The sequence below is a fragment of the Nonomuraea sp. NPDC051298 genome (assembly GCF_055586305.1).
The window spans coordinates 20,030-38,554 of the sequence record NZ_JBVJIM010000003.1; the positions used below are offsets into that span (position 1 = coordinate 20,030).

Here is an 18,525-nt window from a genome sequence, read left to right on the forward strand (position 1 = left end):
GAAGGCCCCTCATGAACGCCGACATGACCCTCGACCAGCTACGCCGCCAGGACACTGAGCGCGACCGGCGCCTTCTGCTGACCGGTGCCACGATCGTCACCATGGATCCCGGTCTCGGCGTCCTGCCCAAGGGCGATCTGCTCATCCAGGGCAGCGCCATCACCGCGGTAGCTCCTGACCTGCGCACCGCCGGCGCCGCCGTGGGCGCGGTCGTCATCGACGCCACCGGCACCATCCTGGCCCCCGGCTTTGTCGACACCCACCGCCATGCTTGGGAGACGCAGCTACGCCGAATCATGCCCGACGTGAACGACCTCGGCGAGTACGTCATGTCCACCCTCGACGGCATCGCTCCCGCCTATCAGCCGCAGGACATGTACATCGGGACGAAGCTCGCCGCCCTGACCGCCATCGACAGCGGCATCACCACGATGCTCGACTTCTCTCACAACTCGCGCACCGCCGCCCACTCCGACAGCGCCATCGAGGCCCTGATCGACACCGGCATCCGGGGTGTGCACGCCTCCATGCGGCCGCACTTCGGCGACTGGGACGGCCAGTGGCCGGCCGACCTGACCCGGCTGCAGGACAAGTACTTCGCCTCCGACGACCAGTTGCTCACACTGCGCCTGGCCACCCTGGCCACCGACGAGATCGCCGGCCCCGATCTCGCCTACGGGCGCGCGCTCGCCCGCGTCGCACGCGAACTCGGCATCGGCGTCAGCGTCGACGCCGTCTTCGGCATCCCCTCCTCCCAGGCCATTCTGCGCTGGTCGGCCGATGGGTTGCTCGGCCCGGACGTGACACTCATCCACAGCACCGGTTTGACCCCCGATGCCTGGCGGGCCATGGGCGACTCGGGCACGACGGTGACGCTCGCCCCCACCTCCGAGGCGCAGATCGGCCTGGAGACCGCGGTCCCGGCCATCGACGAGGCGCTCGCGGCCGGTATCCGCCCCGGCCTGAGCATCGACGTTGAAGTGGCACTGGCCAGCGACATGTTCACGCAGATGCGCGCCTTGCACGCGATCCAGCGGATGCGCGCTGTCAGCGCCGCCTACGGCAGCGCCGCCGCCCCCGTTCGGATCGGTGTGGCCGATGTCCTGGACTTCGCGACCCTGCAGGGTGCCAAGACCGTCGGGCTCGGCGACGTCACCGGCTCGCTCACCCCCGGCAAGCAGGCCGACTTCCTCATCGTCGGAGCTGAGGACCTCAACAACATGCCGCTCAACGACCCGATCGGCACCCTCGTTCTCGGCTCCGACCCGCGCAACATCCAGGCCGTCTTCATCGCGGGCCGAGTGCGAAAGTGGGCGGGCACCGTTCTCGGCGTCGACCTGGCCGAACTGCGTCAGGACGTGCGCGAGTCCCGCGATCGCGTCCTGCGTGCCGCCGGCCGCTGAACGCCCCTTTCCGCCGAGTCGTGCGGGCCGCGACCGAGCATGGCATCCCATCCGGCTCTCACCTGAAGGAGAAGTATCCCGACATGCGCACTCCGGAACTGCTCAAGGCCATCACCAATGACAACGTTCGCCCTCTGCTCCTGACCGGCGGCACCGTCATCAGCATGAACACGATGCTGGGCGACTGGGAACAAGCCGACGTCCTGATCGGCGGTCCCGCGATCGTCGGTGTCGGCCCTGGCCTGCGCACCGCCGCTGAGGACGACGGGATGATCGTCATTGACTGTGCCGGCTGTCTCGTCCTGCCCTCCCGCGCCGACTTCGCCGACGCCGGCGCCACCGGCACGCTGACACCGGGCGATCGCGCCGACATCGCGGTGATCAGGATCGCCGACCCCGAGGGTGCCCAGGACGGCCCGGCGATCGCCCGAGGCGGCCATCTGGACGTTCTCCTGCAGGACGGCCGCGTGACGGTGTGGGACGGACGCCCGGCCGGTGAATCCCCGGCCGTCTCCGAGGCCGCGCCGCCTGAGGCCGGCGCCGACCACTCCTACCTCGGCCTGTGGGTGGATGAGAACGACTTCGTCCGCCAGCGGCTACTGCCCGATGGCCGCTACGACGAGGCTCGCGGCGACCGTCCCAGCGCCTACCAGGGACGGTACTGGATCAACGGAACCCGCATCGACTATCTCGACGACCTGGGCTTCTGGGCCTATGGGGAATTCCGGGACGGCGAACTGCACCACGCAGGCTACCGGTTCACCCGCCACTGACGGCCACTCAGGACACTCCGCTCACCGACCAGGAAGGTCACGACCATGAAAACAAGCGTGTTCCTCGGGCTCGGCCTGTTCACCATGCTCACCGCCGCGTGCTCGACCATTGAGCCCGGCAAAGCGCCGACCGGCAACAGCGCGGACCATCCCCACGTGGGCATGTGGGTCACCGCCGACGGCCGCATCCGGCAGGAACTCCTGCCCAACGGCCGCTACGAGGAGGAGAGGGACGGCCGCAAACGGGCCTACACCGGCCGCTACACGGTCACCGGCGACCACATCGACTACGTCGACGACATCGGCTTCACCGCCACCGGCGAGGTCCGAGACGGCGTTCTCTACCATGAACACCTCGTGCTCTACCGGCAGTGACAGCCTCACACTCACCGATGATCTGCCGTCCGAGCAAGCCGGGCGAGCGCGACGGACGAGCGCGACGGGCTGCCGCGCGCTCCCGCGTGAGCGGGCTCCGCGGCGTGGCCTAGCATGCGGACATGCAGACTACCGCTGCGGGCATCGTGCTGGCGGGTGGGCGTTCCACCCGGATGGGGCGGCCGAAGGCGTGGCTGGAGTGGCACGGATCGACGCTGCTGCACCGGGCCGCCGCGGTCGTCACCAGGGCGGTCGACGGTCCGGTCGTCGTGGTGGCCGCGCCGGGGCAGGAGCTTCCGCCGCTGCCCTCGGGGGTCTCGGTGGTCGAGGACCCGGTTGAGGGGCTCGGCCCCGTGCAGGGGCTGGCCGTGGGGCTCGCGGCGGTGGCCGATCGGGCCGAGACGGCGTTCGTGTGCTCCACCGACCTGCCGTTCCTGCACCCGGCCTTCGTCCGGCGCGTGCTCCGGGCGCTGACCCCGGGGACGGACGTCGCGTTGCCGGTGGCGCGGGGGTTCCGGCAGCCGCTGGCGGCCGGGTACCGGACCGCGCTGGCCGGGCTGGTCGCCGACCTGCTGAAGGCGGGCGACCTGCGGCCGGGCATGGTCTTCAAGCACTGCGAGGTGACCCGGTTGGGCGACGAGGACCTGCTGGCCGACGCCGACCTCGCCCGGCTCGATCCGGCGCTGGAGTCCGTGGTGAACGTCAACTCCCCGGAGGACTACGCGGCGGCCAGGGAGCAACCGCCGCCGGAGGTCGTGGTGGAGTGCTTCGGCGTGCCGGCGAGGCGGGCGGGCCACCGGTCGCGCGGCGTACGGGCCGCCACGCTGGGGGACGCGGCCGCCGCCGTCGGGCTGGTGCTCGACCGCCACGTGGTGGCCGCGCTCAACGGCGATCAGGTGACCAGGGACGCGGCGCTGCCCCTGGTGTCGGGGGACACCGTGGCCTTCCTGCCCGCGGACGCCGGCGGCTGAGGTCGTGGGGTCGGGTCATGGTGCCTGGCGGATTCTTCGGACGGGCGTTGCTCGTGGATGTCGCCGGCCGGGAGGCGAGCGGCGTTCCCTATGAGCTGAGCGAGCGGGTGTTGCGGTCGTACCTGGGCGGGGTGGGCCTGGGCGTACCGGCGCGCTCTGCGACGAACTGCCGGCTCCGCTGTGGGCCCTCCTGGAACGAGCCGACTTCCGCGCCGAGGTGACGGCGCTCGGCGGCTACTCCCGCACCGAGACGGGGCGCCGCATCCGCTGACGAGAGTCACCGGGTACGGCACCCAGGAAACCGGGTGCGGTGGCGGTCTAGGGTGGTCTTTCCCGATCATTTCCGATGGATCATGATGCTCTGGAGGCGCCTGGCGTGGTGATCCGGATTGGTAGGGGGTATGCGGTTGTGGGCTGCGTTGCTTCGGGAGTGTCGCGTGGGTGATGGCGGTGGGTGCGAATAATGCCGTGGGTTCTCGCACTTCCGGTGATGTGCGTCCGGCGCCGCTTACGCGATACCGGAAAACCGGACGTTTCTGATGGACGTTCTGGCGTCCGGGCCATGGTTGTCCGCGGTTGCCGACTCTTGGTGAGGATGGATGTGCGATTGGCCACTCCTTGGTTCCGTGGCTCGGATATCGTGACCACGCTGCGTGAGCAGATCAGGACGGACGACTGCGCTCGGGCTTTGCCCGCCCCCGTCAAGGAGGATGTGTGAGCTCGCTGCCGACGCGCATGGAGAACCGCTGGGAGAAGCGGCGCACGCTGATGCTGCCGCCGGGGCAGGGGCGGCTCTACTGGCACGTCCTGCTCGGCGACGACACGCAGGCGCGGGACATCGTTCAGGAGGCTCAGGGGCGGCTGGCCGGTCTGCCGGGGCTCGATCTGGTGCCGCAGGAGTTCATCCATCTGACCATGTTCGTCGCGGGCTACTCGCATGAGACCACCGACCACCAGGTGAGCGTGATGGCCGAGGAGGTGGCGGGGCAGCTCGCGAGGGTCGAGCCCATCACGGTGACGCTGGGGCGCGTGCTCTACCACCCCGAGGCGATCGTGCTGGAGGCGCGGCCGGCCGAGCGGTTGCGGCCGCTGCTGGAGGCGGTGAAGTTCGCCACGCGGGCGGCGACCGGGCGCGACGGAGTGCTCGCCCACGACGTGTGGATCCCGCATGTCACGGTGGCCTACAGCAGCGCGGACGGCCCGGCGGCCCCCATCATCGAGGCGCTGGGCGAGCAGCTTCCCGAGCGCGAGGTGACCATCCACAGCATCCACATCGTCAACCAGGACGGCCCCGAGACGGTCTGGGACTGGCGCACGCTGGCGGAGGTCCGGCTGGGCGAGTCGTGAAACGGCGAGGTGACGTGGTGCGGCCCCGGGCAGCGTGACGTCCGAAGGCCGCCAGCGTGCGCGCCGGCCAGGCACGACAGTGGACGTTCATGAGCATCCCCGTCGACCGGCACGTCCCCATCGAGCCGAACATCCTCTACTTCGGCACCCCCGTGGTCCTGATCTCCACCTCGAACGAGGACGGGACGCCCAACCTGGCCCCCATGTCGTCGGCCTTCTGGCTGGGCTGGCGGTGCGTGCTCGGCCTGGGCGCGCGGTCCAAGACGGCCCAGAACCTGCTCAGGACCCGCGAATGCGTACTGAACCTGCCCTCCGACGCGCTCGCGCCGCACGTCGACCGGCTGGCGTTGACCACCGGGTCGGATCCCGTTCCCGAGCGGAAGCGGCAGCGGGGTTACCGGCACGTCGGTGACAAGTTCGGGCGGGCGGGGTTCACCGCGGTCCCGTCCGAGACGGTGGGGCCGCCGCGGGCGGCCGAGTGCCCGGTCGCCATGGAGGCCGTGGTCGAGCGCCGCCATCCCGTGGGGGAGGACGGCGGCGTGCTGGCCTTCGAGGTACGCGTGCAGCGCGTCTGGGTGCACGAGGAGCTGCGCCTGGCGGGCACGGACGACCACGTCGACCCCGACGCGTGGCGACCGCTGATCATGAGCTTCCAGAAGCTGTACGGGCTCGGCCCGCAGGCGCACCCCTCCACCCTGGCCCGGATCCCGGAGCGGCTCTACCGGCCCGACGGCGACCTCGATCGCGCCCACGCACTCCAGCACACCCGCTGAGCGAGCTACAGCAGGACCAGCCACGTACGTTGGCCGCAGACGCGTTCGATCTCCGGCCGGGAGAGCCAGTCCGCGCGAGTGCACTCCGATCCGGCAGGCGGACGCGCCGGACCATTGGGCCCCGGCACCGTCGCCCGGAACATCGCCATGTAGGTCAACGCCGGATACGGGTAGTCCGCGGGCGGCGGCTCCAGCAGCTCGATGCGCTGCCAGGCGAAGATCGACAGGGCGGTGGACGGCAGGCGCAGCCCGGTCTCCTCGTACAGCTCCCGCGCCGCCGCGTCCGTCGCCCCCTCACCCGGCTCCAGGTGGCCGCCGGGGAGGTCCCAGCCGCGCCCGGCGCGGTCGACGTACGTCATCAGCGTCCGGCCGGCCTCGTCGGACACGAACGCGAACGCCGACGTGGTGCGGTCGGCGGGCGGGAGGGTCTTGGCGCGGATCACGTCGAGGCGGTGCGCCACCGGGATCCAGGGCACGGTCTTGGTCGCCACCACTTCATGCGTCATGGCGCCACTGTCGTGCCCGCACGAAACCGGTGTCAAAGGGGCCGGGCCGGTCAGACGCCCTGACGCATGGCCCGGTTGCCCAGGTAGAGGCCGATGGCGGCGACGACGCAGGCGGCGGCGGTGCCGTACAGGACCGAGGGGTCGCCCAGGTCGCCGGAGAAGAGGGCGCGCTGCGCGTCCACGATGTACGTGACCGGGTTGATCTGCCCGAGCACCCGCAGCCACCCGGGAGCCGTCTCCAGCGGGAGCAGCACCCCCGACAGCAGCAGCAACGGGAACATGATCGACTGGCTCACGACGTAGAACAGGGTGCCGCCGGGAGCCGACTTGATGGCCAGCACGAAGGAGAACGCCCCCAGCCCCACGCTGAAGAGCACGAGCTGGGCCAGCCCCGCCAGGACCCCGGCCACGTGCAGCTCGAAGCCGAGCGGCAGGGCCAGCACGATGATCAGCACCGCCTGTACGAGCAGGGTGAGCATGGCCTTCATGCTCTTGCCGACCAGCATCGCGGTCCGGTTGACCGGGGTGACCATCAGGCGCTCCATCGCGCCCCCGATCAGCTCGACCAGCAGCGTGTAGCCCGCGCTCATGGGCCCGGTCAGGCACATCATGACCAGGATCCCCGGCACGAACCACTGCCAGGACGAGCCGACCGCCCCGCCCAGCAGCGAGCCGAACAGGAAGAGGAACAGCAGCGGCTGCCCCATGTCGAAGATCAACCCGGTCGGGTTGCGCAGGCTGGGCCTGAACTCGCGGGAGAAGATGGTGATGGTGTCACGCAAGAATGTCGTCATCGGTGAGGCTTCTCCCGGTGAGGGTGAGGAACACGTCGTCGAGTGTGGGGCGGACGGTCTCGGCGGTGATGACCTTGATGCCGGCGGCGTCGAGGGTGCGCAGGTAGTCGGGCAGCGCGGCGGCGGCCTTGGCGACCCGCAGGCGGACGGTGGTGCCGTCGGCGGTGCCGCCGCCGATCCCGGCGGCCGTCCCGGCCTCCTCCGCGGTGCTGGTGGTGATCGTGATGTGGTCACCGGCCAGGTCGTTCTTGAGCTGTTCCGCGGTGCCGTCGGCGATGATGCGGCCACCGTCGATGATCACCACCCGTTCGGCCATGTTGTCGGCCTCCTCCAGGTAGTGGGTGGTCAGGAACAACGTCGTCCCGTACGTCTCGCGCAGCCGCAGGATGTGCTGCCAGACGTCGGCGCGGCTCTTGGGGTCGAGGCCGGTGGAGGGCTCGTCGAGGAAGAGCAGGCCGGGGCGGTGGACGAGGCCGAGGGCGATGTCGAGGCGGCGGCGCTGGCCGCCTGACAGCGTGCCGGGCACCCGTTTGGCCAGCGACGTGAGATCGAGCAGGTCGAGCAGCTCGTCGGCGCGGGCGGCGGCCTCTCTCGGGTGCAGCCCGTAGCAGCGGCCCTGGGTGACCAGCTCGTCGCGGACGAGCTGGTCCTCGCCCGCGCTGTTGCGCTGGCCGACGTAGCCGATGCGGGCGCGTACGGCCCTCGGCTCGCGGGTCACGTCGTGACCGGCGACCAAGGCGGTGCCGGAGGTGGGGGGCAGGAGGGTGGTGAGCATGCGCAGGCTGGTGGACTTGCCCGCGCCGTTCGGGCCCAGGAACGCCACGAGCTGCCCAGCCTCCACGTCGAGGTCGATGCCTTTGACGGCCGTTACGGTCTCCTTCTTCATCGTGAAAACTCGGGTCAGTCCCCGGGTGTGGATCATGGTCGGTCTCCTCCGGGCATGGCGAAGAAACCCCTGGTCGGGGGCGCTTTTGAGGATGGATCCAGTTTGGGCAGGCCGAAGGAGGTTTGGCAAACGCGAACACTACGTACACAAAACGCTCTGACCTGGGGAAACGACGTACTGGGCGGCCTTCGCGCGTGACCAGTTTCCGGGCCCTGACCTGCGGTTTCTTCCTACGTCCCCAAGATTTCCTAGCGTGGCTCCGCGAGCATCCCGGCCAGGTGCGAGCGGATGGTCGTCGTGAACGGTCTTCCCGGGTCTGGCAGGGACCACACCGGGGCGGCCGGCGAGGGCGCGGCCGTTGGGGGGTGGGCCGGTCTATTGGATTGACCCGGCTAAAGAAGTGGATATTCGTGGACTTGCGGAATTGTGTGCCGCTCCGCAATGATCTCGGGCGTGAAACGTCTCTTGTTATTTGCGGTAATTGCTACGGTCGGTATGACCGGGGTCGTGCAGGCGGCCGATGGAGTGCCGGGCGTCGACGTCAGTAACTGGACGGGCGACATCGACTGGCAAAGCGTGGCCACGGGCGGCGCCAAGTTCGCGTTCGTGCAGGCCACCGAGGGTACGGACTACCGCAACCCCCGGTTCGAGGCCCAGCACGGCGGCGCCGCCGCGGCCGGTCTCATCCGCGGCGCATATCACTTTGCGCAACCGCACGAATCCGACGGGACAGCGCAGGCCGACTATTTCCTGCAGAACGGCGGCAACTGGGTAAGCGACGGCCAGACGCTTCCGGGGGTGCTCGATATCGAGGACAACCCGTATCAGGACAGGAACGGCAAGAACCACTGTTATGGCCTGTCCGCCAAGGACATGGTCACCTGGCTCAAGGACTTCACCGCCAAGTACCGCGAGGCGACCGGCCGGCACGCGATCATCTACACCACCACGAGCTGGTGGCAGACTTGTACGGGGAACTCCGACAAGTTCAAGTCCAACCCCCTGTGGCTGGCCCGCTGGGGCGGTGACCCGGGCGAGCTGCCCAAGAGCTGGAAGAAGCACACGTTCTGGCAGTCGGCCGACAAGGGGCCGCTGGTCGGGGGCCAGAACTCGTTCAACGGCTCGCAGTCGCAGCTTGAGTCGCTGGCCAACCCGCCCGCGGAGGTGAGGGTGTCGGGGCAGGCCAGGAGCAGGAAGACGTACACGGTCACGGTCTCCAACACGGGGCCGCACCCGGTCAAGGACGTCAAGGTGTCGGGGCGGGCGTTCGGCGGGCAGCGGGTGGTGAAGGCGCCGGGGTGCACGTTCAGCGGGACGGCGGTGCGGTGCCGGATCGACGAGTTGCCGCGCGGGCGGAAGGCGACGTTCACGATCACCACCAAGCCCGCGAAGTCGAAGGGGACGGTGGGCGTGTACGTGACCGTCGGCTCGGTGAAGCTTACTCTCAAAGCGGGATAAAGCTGGACAAAGCGGTATGCGTTGGGATAGGGCAGGATGAATCCCGTGGCGCGACTTTGGGGGGATGTGTGGCGCGAGCTTTGGGGGGATGTGTGAGATGAAGCGGCGGTTGGCGGTGGCGGGGGCGGCGCTGCTCCTGCTGACCGCCACGGCCTCGGTGCCGCTGAGCCTGCCGGTGCCGCCGTTGACCGTGCGGCTCGCGTACGAGATCGAGCAGCGGCAGATCGTCTACTCGTGGGGCGGCGGCCACGGCGAGGATCCTGGGCCGTCCATGGGGACCTGCCGGGGTTACCGGGGCAAGATCAAGCCCTGTCCGGCCGCCACGACGCGCGGGCTCGACTGCTCGGGCTTCGCGCGATGGGTGTACGCGCTGGCGCACGGGGAGGACGTGCTGGGGCCGGGGAACACCGACGACCAGGTGCGGAAGATGCGCCGCGTCTCCGCCGCCCGGCCCGGTGACCTGGTGTTCTTCGGCCAGATCGGGAAGCGGGCCGTCAAGACCCACCACGTCGGCATCTACCTGGGCGGCGGGAAGATGATGAACGCGCCCTACACCGGGTCCATCGTGCGGATCGACGACATCCGGGAGAGGGCCGACCTCGCGGGGTTCTACCGGTACTGAGCAGGCGTTTCGCGCGTACTGGGCGGGCGTTTCGCGCGGGTGCCGAATGAGGCTTTCGGTATTGGGGCTGTCTGTGGGGGGTGGATTCGTACCGATTTGGTATGCGGGAAACGCGTGTGGCGTGGCGAAAATGAGAGACTCCACGGCTAATCTGTGCCGCTATGGAAAGGCGATGGGTGGGGCTCGACGGCTACGAGGTCGTGGGTGCCGTGCGGGCCGGGCGGCAGGTGCTGCGGGTGCGCAGAAACGGTCGGGTCGTCGCCGACTGCACCTCCGTCTCGGAGGTGGCCAGGCACGTCGATCTGGCCGACCTGTGCGAGGTGGTCGAGCTCCCGGTGTGGCGGGCGACAAGATCGCCCGCGGAGGTCAGAACGAGTTCGCATCATCGCTGAGTGCCGTGTATGGTTACACCTGTCCGCAGCGCCGGACAGGCCCCTATAGCTCAGTCGGCAGAGCGTCTCCATGGTAAGGAGAAGGTCAACGGTTCGATTCCGTTTGGGGGCTCGCACAATTGAGGTAGGAAACGCCCGGTCCAAGGGTTTCTTGGAGCCGGGCGTTCGTCATTTCAGGCCGAGGTCGGGCCGAAGTGCCAGGGTCGAGGGTCGAGGTTTCGGGGTTGAGGCTCCGGGGATTGAGGCTCTCGGGTCGGGGTCGGGGTCGGTGCGAGGGCTGAGGTCGGGGACAGGGCTGAGGTCGGGGCTGGGGTCGGTGGTGTTACGGGTTCGCCGGGCGTGCGGTCTGCTGCTACGCTGATCATCCTCGCGCGCGGGGGCGGCAGGCGGGGCTGCCGCTTATTGATTTCGGTTGTCGGGGGTTCCTGAGGCATACTGGGAGCACCCCACCTGATCGGGTGAGTTACGAATGTGCTCGCCACGTCGGGTATCCTCTACGGGCCGGGTCGTTCCGGCTCAAAGGCGGAGTAGCTCAGTCAGGCAGAGCAAACGGCTCATAATCGTTGTGTCGCCGGTTCAAGTCCGGCCTCCGCTACTGCCCAATCCCAGGTCGACCGGCCTGGGTACGGGCGTGTCCATGTCCCGAACGTAGAAAGGCACTCCCAAGTGGCTGCCACCGACGTTAGGCCGAAGATCACGCTGGCCTGCCAGGAGTGCAAGCACCGCAACTACATCACGCGGAAGAACCGGCGCAACGACCCGGATCGGCTTGAGCTGAAGAAGTACTGCCCCAACTGCCGCTGCCACCGCGCGCACCGCGAGACCCGCTAGGTTCTCCGGGCAGGGCTTCTGCCCCATAACCTTCATAACGCGCAGCCGGCGTCCCCGACAGGGCGCCGGTTTCGTCGTGTCTGCACACCCTGCACACTCTGCACACCCTTCTCGATGGTCCTGAGGTGGCCCCGAGGCGGCGCTGCTGCTTCCGTGACTGCCCCGGGCTGTCCCGGCCGCGCCTGCGGTGGCCCCGGGTGCTTCCAGGGCTGCCCTGCGCACGGCTACCGCGTCTGTCCGGGTCGGCGTGTCCGCTGCGGGTCTTGCCGGGGTCCGGGAGTGCTGTGTGGCTGGGCTCGTTCGCGGGCAAAGAGCAGCCCATGAACGGCGACAGCCGAACCTTGTTCTGTTAGCGTCGGCGTCATCAGCGCTGGGACGGAGACAGGCGAGGGAGCAGCGATGGCCTTGAACCGCGACTTCGTGGGCAGAACCTATCCCCCGAGTGCCCCATACGAGGTCAGCCGGGTGAAGATCAGGGAGTTCGCCGCCGCGATCGGCGACCACAATCCGCTCTACCGCGACAGGGAGGCCGCCCAGGCCGCCGGGCACCCCGACGTGATCGCGCCGCCCACGTTCCCCATCGTGTTCAGCCTGCAGAGCGGCGGTGAGGCGCTGGTGGACCCCGACCTGGGGCTGAACCTCGCCATGGTGGTCCACGGCGAGCAGCGCTTCGAGTACGTACGCCCCATCCACGCGGGCGACGAGCTGGTGATGACGTCCACGATCACCGACATCCGCACCGCCGGGCACAACGAGCTGCTGACGGTCAGGAGCGACGTGAACACGGTCGACGGTGAGCCGGTGTGCGTCACGTACAACACGATCGTCGAGCGTGGAGGGGCGGGCTGATGGGCGCCACGGTACGGTACGACGAGGTCGAGGTCGGGCACGAGATCCCGGCCGTGGACTACAACGTGCGCAGGGCCAACCTGGTGATGTACGCGGGGGCCTCCGGCGACTTCAACCAGATCCACTGGAACGAGCGCTTCGCCAAGATGGTCGGGCTGCCCGACGTGATCGCGCACGGCATGTACACGATGGCGCAGGCGGGGCGGTTCGTCACCGACTGGGTGGGGGATCCGGGCGCGGTGGTCGACTTCGGGGTGCGGTTCTCGTCGATGGTGGTCGTACCGGACGACGATCGGGGGGCCATGGTGTCGGTCAGCGGCGTGGTGGAGGAGAAGCTGGAGGACAAGCGGGTGGTCATCGGGCTCACCGCCAGGTCGGGCGAGGCACGGGTGCTGTCGAAGGCGCGGGCGGTGGTGCAGCTCTCCTGATCGTCCGTGGGAGAGGGGCGCGGCGGCCGTCCTGGGCGGTTCCGGGGGGCCGGGTCGCTCCGATCGCTGGCCTGGTGATATAAGGGGCGGGTCTCGGGTAGCGCGTCTTCGTATGAATGAAGCTGCGCGACTGGTCTGGCCGACGGTTCGATCGATTCCCGTTTCCGCCGTGACCGACGGCAAGCCGCCCGGACGGCTGCGCCCCGCGCGCCCGGACCCGGCGGCCGGTTCCGGTACCGGACGCGACCCGGCGGGCGGCACGCCGATCACCCCCGCGAGCCAAGAGGCCCCGCACGGGCAGGAGGCTCGGCGGGAGGCCGGAGCCGGGCGGGAGGGCCGGGCTCAAAGGGCCGAGCGGGAGGGCCAGGCTCGAAGGGCCGAGCGGGAGGGCCGGGCTCGAAGGGCCGGGGCGGCGACCGGGGTGGGCACGGCGGGCGCCCGGCCCCACGGCGTGCACCCCAGGCTCAACCCGGCCGCGGACCTGGGCATCTTCGGCGGCCCCGGCCAGCACGGCGACCCGGGTGACGGCATGTTGCACGCCCAGCGCACCTGGGACGCCACCCTGGCCACCAACCGCCTCGACGTGCAGGGCGTGAACATCGAGCGGCTGCGCCTGGAGACCAGGGACGTCACCGCCAGCGTGAGCCTGCTCGTGGACGGCTGGCCCGACGACCTCAGGAGGTGCCTGCGGTCGGTGATCGAGCACACGGCCGCCCGGGTGCTCGCCCTCGACCTGGGCAATGTGGACGGCGCCGGAGACGTCCTGCGCGAGCTGGCGGGACGCCACCCCGACCGGATCGTCGAATGGCACGTGACGGAGCGTCCGCACTGGCGCGGCGGCACCGCGACCTGGGGTGAGTGCCGTACGAAGCTGTTGCAGCTCGACGAGGCCGAGGTGCACGTGCTGATGGAGACGAACGTCGTGCTGGGCGCCGACGCGCTGACCCCGCTGATCGCGGCGGTCGTGGAGGGCGCGGTGGCGGCCGGGTGGAAGGGCGTGGAGCCGGCGGACGGCGGCGACCGGCCGGAGTGGGAGCGGGCGGGGCCGGGCCCGGTGCGGGCGCTGACCGGGGAGCTGATCGCCGTACGCAGGGCGCAGGCGCTGAGCGCGTTGCCCGCGGACGCCCACTACGGCCGCTACGCCGACCTGGAGCTCTCCCTGGCGCTGCCCGGCGAGCTGGTCGTGCCCAGCGAGCTGCTGCCCGTCACCCTTCTCGGACGGCACGAGATCGCCTCCGACTACCTGGACCGGGAGTCCCGCCGCAACTACGACGGGGTGCTGCGGATGCTGCGCGCCTCATAAGCTTGTTGCCCATGGAGATGCTCGCGCCGCACACGACGCTGCGCCTGGGCGGCCCCGCTCGCGAATTCGCGGAGGCCACCTCGGCGGAGCAGCTCGTTTCGCTGATCGCCGAGGCCGACAGGAACGCCGTCCCCACGCTGGTGCTCGGTGGGGGCAGCAACGTGGTGGTGTCCGACGAGGGGTTCGACGGGCTGGTCATCAAGGTCGCCACCGAGGGCGTGGCCGTCTCGCGCGACGGCGAGCAGGTCGTCGTGACGGTCGAGGCGGGCGAAGACTGGGACCGCCTGGTGGCCCGCGCGGTGGCCGAGGGCTGGTCGGGCATCGAGTGCCTGTCCGGCGTGCCGGGGCTGGTGGGCTCGACGCCCATCCAGAACGTCGGGGCCTACGGGCAGGAGGTCGCCCAGACGATCAGGTGCGTGCGCGCCTACGACCGGCGCACCCGGCACGTGGTGGACCTGGAGGCACGGCAGTGCGGCTTCTCCTACCGCGACAGCGTCTTCAAGCGTGACCTGGCCCGCTACGTGGTGCTGGCGGTCACGTACGCGCTCGAGCTGTCCGAGCTGTCCGGCCCGGTGGTCTACGACGAGCTGGCCCGCAGGCTGGGCGCGGAGGCGGGCGGCCGGGTGCCGCTCGACCTGGCCCGCGAGGCCGTGCTGGGGGTGCGGCGCGGCAAGGGCATGGTGCTCGACCCGGCAGACCCCGACACCCGCAGCGCGGGGTCGTTCTTCACCAACCCGGTCCTCACCGCGCGGGAGGCGGAGGAGCTGGCCGTGCGCGCTCCCGGGCACCCGCGCTGGGACCTGCCCGGCGGGCTGGTCAAGGTGCCCGCCGCGTGGCTGATCGAGCAGGCCGGCTACCCGAAGGGCTACCAGCTCGGCCCCGTACGCATCTCCACCAAGCACACGCTCGCCCTCACCAATCCCATGGAGCGCGCCACCACGGAAGACCTGCTGGCCCTGGCCAGGGAGGTGCGTGCCGGCGTACGCGAGAAGTTCGGGGTCACGCTGGTCAACGAGCCGGTGATGGTGGGCTGCACCCTCGGGGAATAGACGGTCTCTTGGGGCTGTTATGGTGTTTCGGTAATTCCGAAGGGGAGTAGTCCCAATCGCGTGATCGACACACTGGCGCGTGCTCGCGCCCGGTCACGCGGGCCTCATACGGGCGGACGAGACCTTCGGCCTGGCAGTCATGGACAAAGACGCTGCCGGGCCGAAGCCGTGCCCGAAAATTCTCCCCGGGTACCTTCTTCCGGCCCGGTCGCGCGGAAGAGGAGCGTTGGAAGCTTTCTGGATCAGTCTGGGCGTCATCTTCGTCGCCGAGCTGGGCGACAAGAGCCAGTTGATGGCGATGACGTTCGCGACCCGTTTCAAGATGTGGCCCGTGCTCGCGGGCATCACGATCGCCACGACCGCCGTTCACCTGGTGAGCGTGCTCGTGGGCGGGTTGATCGGTGACGCGCTGCCGACGACGGCCATCTCGGTGGTGGCGGGGCTGGCCTTCCTCGGGTTCGCTCTGTGGACGCTGCGCGGCGACGAGTTGAGCGACGAGGAGGCGAGCAAGGCCGGGCGCACCACCAGGAACGCCGTGATCGCGGTGACGGCGGCGTTCTTCCTGAGCGAGCTGGGCGACAAGACCATGCTGGCCACCATCACCCTGGCCACGCAGCACGACTGGGTGGGCACCTGGATCGGCTCCACGGTGGGCATGGTGGCGGCGGACGCGCTGGCCATCCTGGTCGGCCGGCTGCTGGGCAAGCACCTGCCCGAGAAGGTCATCCGGTACGGCGCGTCCGCCGCCTTCGCGATCTTCGGAATCGTGCTGCTGGTCGAGGCGATCCTCTGAGTGCCCTGGAGAACGAGGTTCAGGACAGCAGGGACAGGCGGTGAGCGGCGGCGGCGGCCTCGCCGCGCGTGGTGACCCCGAGCTTGGCCAGGATGTTGGACACGTGCACGCTCACGGTCTTCGCCGAGATGAACAGCTCGGCCGCGATGTCCCGGTTGGTACGCCCCTGGGTCACCAGCCGCAGCACCTCCAGCTCCCGCGGCGTGAGCAGCTCCGACGGCTGGTGCGCCGCCTGCGTGCCGCCCACCCGGCGGCACAGGACCTCGATCTCCGCCACCAGCGGCGTCGCGCGCAGCGCCGTGGCCAGCGGCAGCGCCACCTCCAGGCGGGACGCCGCGCCCTCCCGGTCGCCGGCGCGGGCGGCCACCCCGGCGGCCCGCAGCAGGGCCTTGGACCGGTTGTGCGGGCGGTTGAGCCGCTCCCAGGCCGCCGCGGCGGCGTCGAAGTCACGCGAGTACGTCAGCCGGTACGCCTCCACCACCGGCCCGGTGACCGACAGCTCGGCGGCCACCTCGGCCGCGTGCGCCCGTACCGCGGCGGACCGCTCGGGCTCGGTGTCCTGGGCGGCGTCGCAGACCGTGGGCAGCAGCGACAGCAGCCGCCAGCCCAGCATGGCCTTGCTGGACTGCTTGGGGTGCGAGAGCACGCGCTCGGCCTCGCACAGCGCGGCGGCCGGCTCGCCCTTGGTCAGGTGCCAGCCGATGAGCAGGCGGGCGTTGCTGATGATGTCCTGGACGAACTCCTCCGTGCGGTCCGCGAACACGCCGATCTCCGACAGGATGCTCTCCACGAGCTGCATCTCGCCCCTGGCCAGGGCGATGTCGGCGCGCACGCGCAGCAGGGCGTACCGGGTGCGCAGTGAGGGGCCGTGGCTGAGCGCGCTCTCGACGATGTCGATGGCCTCGTCCCAGCGGCCCATCGCCTCCAGCACCTCGGACCAGTTGTTCAGGATGAACAGGCCGCTGCCGCGCAGCCGGCCGTACTTCTTGGCGATCCGCCAGCCGTCCTCCGCCAGGCTCAGTGCCTCCTCCGCGCGGCCCATGTCGAGCAGCACGTCGACGTTGTTGGCCATCGCCCGGGTGATGATGCGGGCCGAGCCCTGTTCGCGCCCGATCTCCAGCGCCTCTTCGTTGACGGCGATCACGGCGTCGAGCTGCCCGTTGAGCGAGTGGCCGAGCGCCAGGTTCATCAGCAGGTCGCCTTCGAGGCAGCGGTCGCCGTGCTCCCTGACCCAGCGCAGGCACTCGGGGATGAGCTGACCGGCCTGCTCGATCTCGCCCCGCAGCATGAGGTGCCGGCTCAGCGGCGTGACGACCTCGGCCCAGTCGAGGGTGTCCGCGGGGACGAGTCGCAGCGCGTGCCTGAGGTCGTCGATGACGCCGGGCTGGCCCTTGGAGTTCTTGACCGCCGCCCGGCGCACGATGAGCTGCGACACCCGGGCCGGCTCGCGGGTCTCGTCCAGCTCGGACAGCGCGGCCTTGACGAACTTGGCGCCCTTGTCCACGTCGCCGCCCGCGTAGGCCGCCTCGGAGGCGCGTTCCAGCACGCCGGTGTGGTCGGCGCCGATCAGCTCGGCCGCGTCGGGCACGCGGTCCCAGAGCATGAGCACGCGTTCGAGCAGCGGGACGGCCTCGGTGTAGGCGTACGCCTTGAACGACTTCCGCGCCGCCTCCCACGCGGAGATCAGGGCCCAGCGGTCGTCGCGGGCGCCGTACCAGTGGTGGGCCAGCTCGACGGCGGCGCGGCCGGGCGGGACGAGGCCGCGGTCCTTGAAGATCTCCTGGGCGAACCTGGCGTGCAGGCGCTGGTGCTCGCCCGGCAGCAGCTCGTCGTGGACGGCCTCGCGGATCAGGGAGTGGCGGAAGACGTAGGCGCGGCTGTCGGCGATCTGCAGCACGTTGCCGGCGATGGCGGGGCGCAGCGCCGTCTCCAGCTCGACGTCGGACAGGCCGCTCACGGCGGCCAGCAGCGCGTGGCCGACCCGGTTGCCGCCCGCGGCGGCCACGCGCAGCACGCGCTGGGTCTCCTCGGGCAGGCGTTCGACGGAGCTGAGGATGAGGTCCTGCATCGACTCGGGGAACGAGCCGTCGTCGCCGCTCTCCAGCATGGCCTCGACGAAGAGGGGGATGCCCTCGCTGCGCTCGTAGACCTTCTCGACCTTGGCGTATTCGGGGATCCTGCCGAGGATCGCGGTCATCTGCTGCCCGACCTCGTCTCTCGACAGGCGGGGCAGGTCGAGCCGGTGGACGCCGTGGACCCGGCCCAGCTCGGCCAGCACCGGCCGGAGCGGATGCTGGCGGTGCAGGTCGTCCGATCGGTACGTCATCACGATCAGGACCTGCGGGATCTGCAGGTTGCGGCTGAGGAAGGCGATGAGGTCGCGGCTGGACCTGTCGGCCCAGTGGATGTCCTCGATGACCAGGACGGTGGGGCGGTGCTCCGCCAGGCGTTCGAGCAGGGTGAGGAACTGTTCGAAGAGCCGGGCGCGGCCGGTGTCGGTCTCGCCGTCGCTGTTGGGCTCGCCGAACTCGGGGAGCAGCCGCGCGAGGTCGCGGGCGGCGCCGTCGGGCAGCAGCCCCGCCACGGCGGCCGGGCCCTGCTCTCTGACGAGCTGCCGGAGCGCGGCGGTGAACGGCGCGTACGCCAGGCCCTCCGTGGACAGCTCGACGCAGCCGCCGAACAGCACCTGGGCGCCGTCGGCCACGCAGCGGTCGGCGAAGCGCTGAACCAGCCGGGTCTTGCCGACCCCGGCCTCGCCTCCCAGCAGGACGGCCGTCACCGTGCCCTTCCGGGCCTCGTCGAAGCTCTCGGTCAGAGCCGCGAGCTCCTCTTCCCGCCCGACGAAGACGGGACTGACAGATCGTCCCCGCATGTCGTCCAGCATGTCATGCCCCATCTGGTGCTTTCGACGGCTTTATGGGGGTGTTTCGGGGCGGCCTCGCGGGTGTGCCGAGGCGGCCGCACATAGGGGT

Annotated in this window: 19 protein-coding genes and 2 tRNA genes; 17 read left to right on the forward strand and 4 right to left on the reverse strand. The window is 70.2% G+C overall.

Annotated features, from left to right (window positions below; translation table 11 throughout):
• Window positions 1-11: 11 nt before the first annotated feature.
• The 6 genes from ACZ6S0_RS10005 to ACZ6S0_RS10030 all read left to right on the forward strand — a co-directional run bounded on the left by ACZ6S0_RS10005 (window position 12) and on the right by ACZ6S0_RS10030 (window position 5,642).
• Window positions 12-1,403 carry an amidohydrolase family protein gene (locus ACZ6S0_RS10005; protein WP_465915303.1) on the forward strand — a complete coding sequence of 464 codons (1,392 nt, stop codon included), beginning with the start codon at window positions 12-14 and terminating at the stop codon, window positions 1,401-1,403.
• A 20-nt stretch (window positions 1,404-1,423) separates the two neighbouring features.
• Window positions 1,424-2,176: an Atu4866 domain-containing protein gene (locus ACZ6S0_RS10010; protein ID WP_465915305.1), complete on the forward strand. Its 753-nt coding sequence runs from the start codon at window positions 1,424-1,426 to the stop codon at window positions 2,174-2,176.
• Between the two features lie 45 nt (window positions 2,177-2,221).
• A complete protein-coding gene (locus tag ACZ6S0_RS10015) occupies window positions 2,222-2,551 on the forward strand; it encodes an Atu4866 domain-containing protein (RefSeq protein WP_465915307.1) in 330 nt (109 codons plus the stop codon).
• A 122-nt stretch (window positions 2,552-2,673) separates the two neighbouring features.
• Window positions 2,674-3,522, forward strand: coding sequence for an NTP transferase domain-containing protein (locus ACZ6S0_RS10020; RefSeq protein ID WP_465915309.1), 849 nt, complete (start codon window positions 2,674-2,676; stop codon window positions 3,520-3,522).
• A gap of 714 nt (window positions 3,523-4,236) precedes the next feature.
• A complete protein-coding gene (locus ACZ6S0_RS10025) occupies window positions 4,237-4,869 on the forward strand; it encodes a 2'-5' RNA ligase family protein (RefSeq protein WP_465915311.1) in 633 nt (210 codons plus the stop codon).
• Window positions 4,870-4,958: 89 nt separating this feature from the next.
• Window positions 4,959-5,642: a flavin reductase family protein gene (locus ACZ6S0_RS10030; protein WP_465915313.1), complete on the forward strand. Its 684-nt coding sequence runs from the start codon at window positions 4,959-4,961 to the stop codon at window positions 5,640-5,642.
• 5 nt (window positions 5,643-5,647) lie between these two features.
• On the opposite strand, the gene ACZ6S0_RS10035 is transcribed toward ACZ6S0_RS10030, so the two are convergent.
• The 3 genes from ACZ6S0_RS10035 to ACZ6S0_RS10045 are packed head-to-tail and all read right to left on the reverse strand — an operon-like array spanning window position 5,648 to window position 7,864.
• A complete protein-coding gene (locus tag ACZ6S0_RS10035) occupies window positions 5,648-6,148 on the reverse strand; it encodes an NUDIX hydrolase (RefSeq protein WP_465915315.1) in 501 nt (166 codons plus the stop codon).
• 50 nt (window positions 6,149-6,198) lie between these two features.
• Window positions 6,199-6,942: an ABC transporter permease gene (locus ACZ6S0_RS10040; protein ID WP_465915317.1), complete on the reverse strand. Its 744-nt coding sequence runs from the start codon at window positions 6,940-6,942 to the stop codon at window positions 6,199-6,201.
• Complete coding sequence (locus tag ACZ6S0_RS10045) at window positions 6,923-7,864, reverse strand: ATP-binding cassette domain-containing protein (protein WP_465915318.1); 942 nt, start codon at window positions 7,862-7,864, stop codon at window positions 6,923-6,925. The genes ACZ6S0_RS10040 and ACZ6S0_RS10045 overlap by 20 nt, the downstream gene beginning before the upstream one ends.
• Before the next feature lie 459 nt (window positions 7,865-8,323).
• Between ACZ6S0_RS10045 and ACZ6S0_RS10050 the strand changes: the two genes are divergently transcribed.
• From ACZ6S0_RS10050 to ACZ6S0_RS10100, 11 genes are all read left to right on the forward strand, one after another.
• Entirely contained in the window at window positions 8,324-9,286 is a 963-nt protein-coding gene (locus ACZ6S0_RS10050) for a GH25 family lysozyme (protein WP_465915320.1), read from the forward strand.
• Between the two features lie 97 nt (window positions 9,287-9,383).
• Window positions 9,384-9,908, forward strand: a complete 525-nt coding sequence (locus tag ACZ6S0_RS10055; protein WP_465915323.1) for a C40 family peptidase — start codon at window positions 9,384-9,386, stop codon at window positions 9,906-9,908.
• 161 nt (window positions 9,909-10,069) lie between these two features.
• The gene (locus ACZ6S0_RS10060; protein WP_465915325.1) at window positions 10,070-10,300 is read left to right on the forward strand and encodes a transposase; all 231 of its coding nucleotides are present in this window, start codon (window positions 10,070-10,072) and stop codon (window positions 10,298-10,300) included.
• Between the two features lie 39 nt (window positions 10,301-10,339).
• Window positions 10,340-10,412, forward strand: a tRNA-Thr gene (locus tag ACZ6S0_RS10065).
• Between the two features lie 409 nt (window positions 10,413-10,821).
• A tRNA-Met gene (locus ACZ6S0_RS10070) sits at window positions 10,822-10,895 on the forward strand.
• A gap of 71 nt (window positions 10,896-10,966) precedes the next feature.
• Window positions 10,967-11,131, forward strand: a complete 165-nt coding sequence (gene rpmG / locus ACZ6S0_RS10075; protein WP_019632658.1) for a 50S ribosomal protein L33 — start codon at window positions 10,967-10,969, stop codon at window positions 11,129-11,131.
• Between the two features lie 399 nt (window positions 11,132-11,530).
• On the forward strand, window positions 11,531-11,980 hold the full coding sequence (locus ACZ6S0_RS10080; RefSeq protein ID WP_344892763.1) for a MaoC family dehydratase N-terminal domain-containing protein: 450 nt from the start codon (window positions 11,531-11,533) through the stop codon (window positions 11,978-11,980).
• Window positions 11,980-12,408: a MaoC family dehydratase gene (locus tag ACZ6S0_RS10085; protein ID WP_465915328.1), complete on the forward strand. Its 429-nt coding sequence runs from the start codon at window positions 11,980-11,982 to the stop codon at window positions 12,406-12,408. The genes ACZ6S0_RS10080 and ACZ6S0_RS10085 overlap by 1 nt, the downstream gene beginning before the upstream one ends.
• 169 nt (window positions 12,409-12,577) lie before the next feature.
• Window positions 12,578-13,711, forward strand: coding sequence for a hypothetical protein (locus tag ACZ6S0_RS10090; protein ID WP_465915330.1), 1,134 nt, complete (start codon window positions 12,578-12,580; stop codon window positions 13,709-13,711).
• An 11-nt stretch (window positions 13,712-13,722) separates the two neighbouring features.
• Window positions 13,723-14,760 (forward strand): UDP-N-acetylmuramate dehydrogenase, encoded by a 1,038-nt coding sequence (locus ACZ6S0_RS10095; RefSeq protein ID WP_465915332.1) that lies wholly within the window; start codon window positions 13,723-13,725, stop codon window positions 14,758-14,760.
• A gap of 226 nt (window positions 14,761-14,986) precedes the next feature.
• The gene (locus ACZ6S0_RS10100) at window positions 14,987-15,553 is read left to right on the forward strand and encodes a TMEM165/GDT1 family protein (RefSeq protein ID WP_344892751.1); all 567 of its coding nucleotides are present in this window, start codon (window positions 14,987-14,989) and stop codon (window positions 15,551-15,553) included.
• 19 nt (window positions 15,554-15,572) lie between these two features.
• Here the strand turns inward: ACZ6S0_RS10100 and ACZ6S0_RS10105 are convergent, their stop codons facing one another.
• Window positions 15,573-18,425, reverse strand: coding sequence for an ATP-binding protein (locus tag ACZ6S0_RS10105; protein WP_465915335.1), 2,853 nt, complete (start codon window positions 18,423-18,425; stop codon window positions 15,573-15,575).
• Between the last annotated feature and the right edge of the window lie 100 nt (window positions 18,426-18,525).

Bases quoted from the DNA above. Each gene is read 5' to 3' on its own strand.
- ACZ6S0_RS10005 (WP_465915303.1), top strand. From the start codon at position 12: ATGAACGCCGACATGACCCTCGACCAGCTACGCCGCCAGGACACTGAG.
- ACZ6S0_RS10015 (WP_465915307.1), top strand. From the start codon at position 2,222: ATGAAAACAAGCGTGTTCCTCGGGCTCGGCCTGTTCACCATGCTCACC.
- ACZ6S0_RS10020 (WP_465915309.1), top strand. From the start codon at position 2,674: ATGCAGACTACCGCTGCGGGCATCGTGCTGGCGGGTGGGCGTTCCACC.
- ACZ6S0_RS10030 (WP_465915313.1), top strand. From the start codon at position 4,959: ATGAGCATCCCCGTCGACCGGCACGTCCCCATCGAGCCGAACATCCTC.
- ACZ6S0_RS10035 (WP_465915315.1), bottom strand. From the start codon at position 6,148: ATGACGCATGAAGTGGTGGCGACCAAGACCGTGCCCTGGATCCCGGTG.
- ACZ6S0_RS10040 (WP_465915317.1), bottom strand. From the start codon at position 6,942: ATGACGACATTCTTGCGTGACACCATCACCATCTTCTCCCGCGAGTTC.
- ACZ6S0_RS10045 (WP_465915318.1), bottom strand. From the start codon at position 7,864: ATGATCCACACCCGGGGACTGACCCGAGTTTTCACGATGAAGAAGGAG.
- ACZ6S0_RS10050 (WP_465915320.1), top strand. From the start codon at position 8,324: ATGACCGGGGTCGTGCAGGCGGCCGATGGAGTGCCGGGCGTCGACGTC.
- ACZ6S0_RS10055 (WP_465915323.1), top strand. From the start codon at position 9,384: ATGAAGCGGCGGTTGGCGGTGGCGGGGGCGGCGCTGCTCCTGCTGACC.
- ACZ6S0_RS10060 (WP_465915325.1), top strand. From the start codon at position 10,070: ATGGAAAGGCGATGGGTGGGGCTCGACGGCTACGAGGTCGTGGGTGCC.
- ACZ6S0_RS10080 (WP_344892763.1), top strand. From the start codon at position 11,531: ATGGCCTTGAACCGCGACTTCGTGGGCAGAACCTATCCCCCGAGTGCC.
- ACZ6S0_RS10085 (WP_465915328.1), top strand. From the start codon at position 11,980: ATGGGCGCCACGGTACGGTACGACGAGGTCGAGGTCGGGCACGAGATC.
- ACZ6S0_RS10095 (WP_465915332.1), top strand. From the start codon at position 13,723: ATGGAGATGCTCGCGCCGCACACGACGCTGCGCCTGGGCGGCCCCGCT.
- ACZ6S0_RS10105 (WP_465915335.1), bottom strand. From the start codon at position 18,425: ATGCGGGGACGATCTGTCAGTCCCGTCTTCGTCGGGCGGGAAGAGGAG.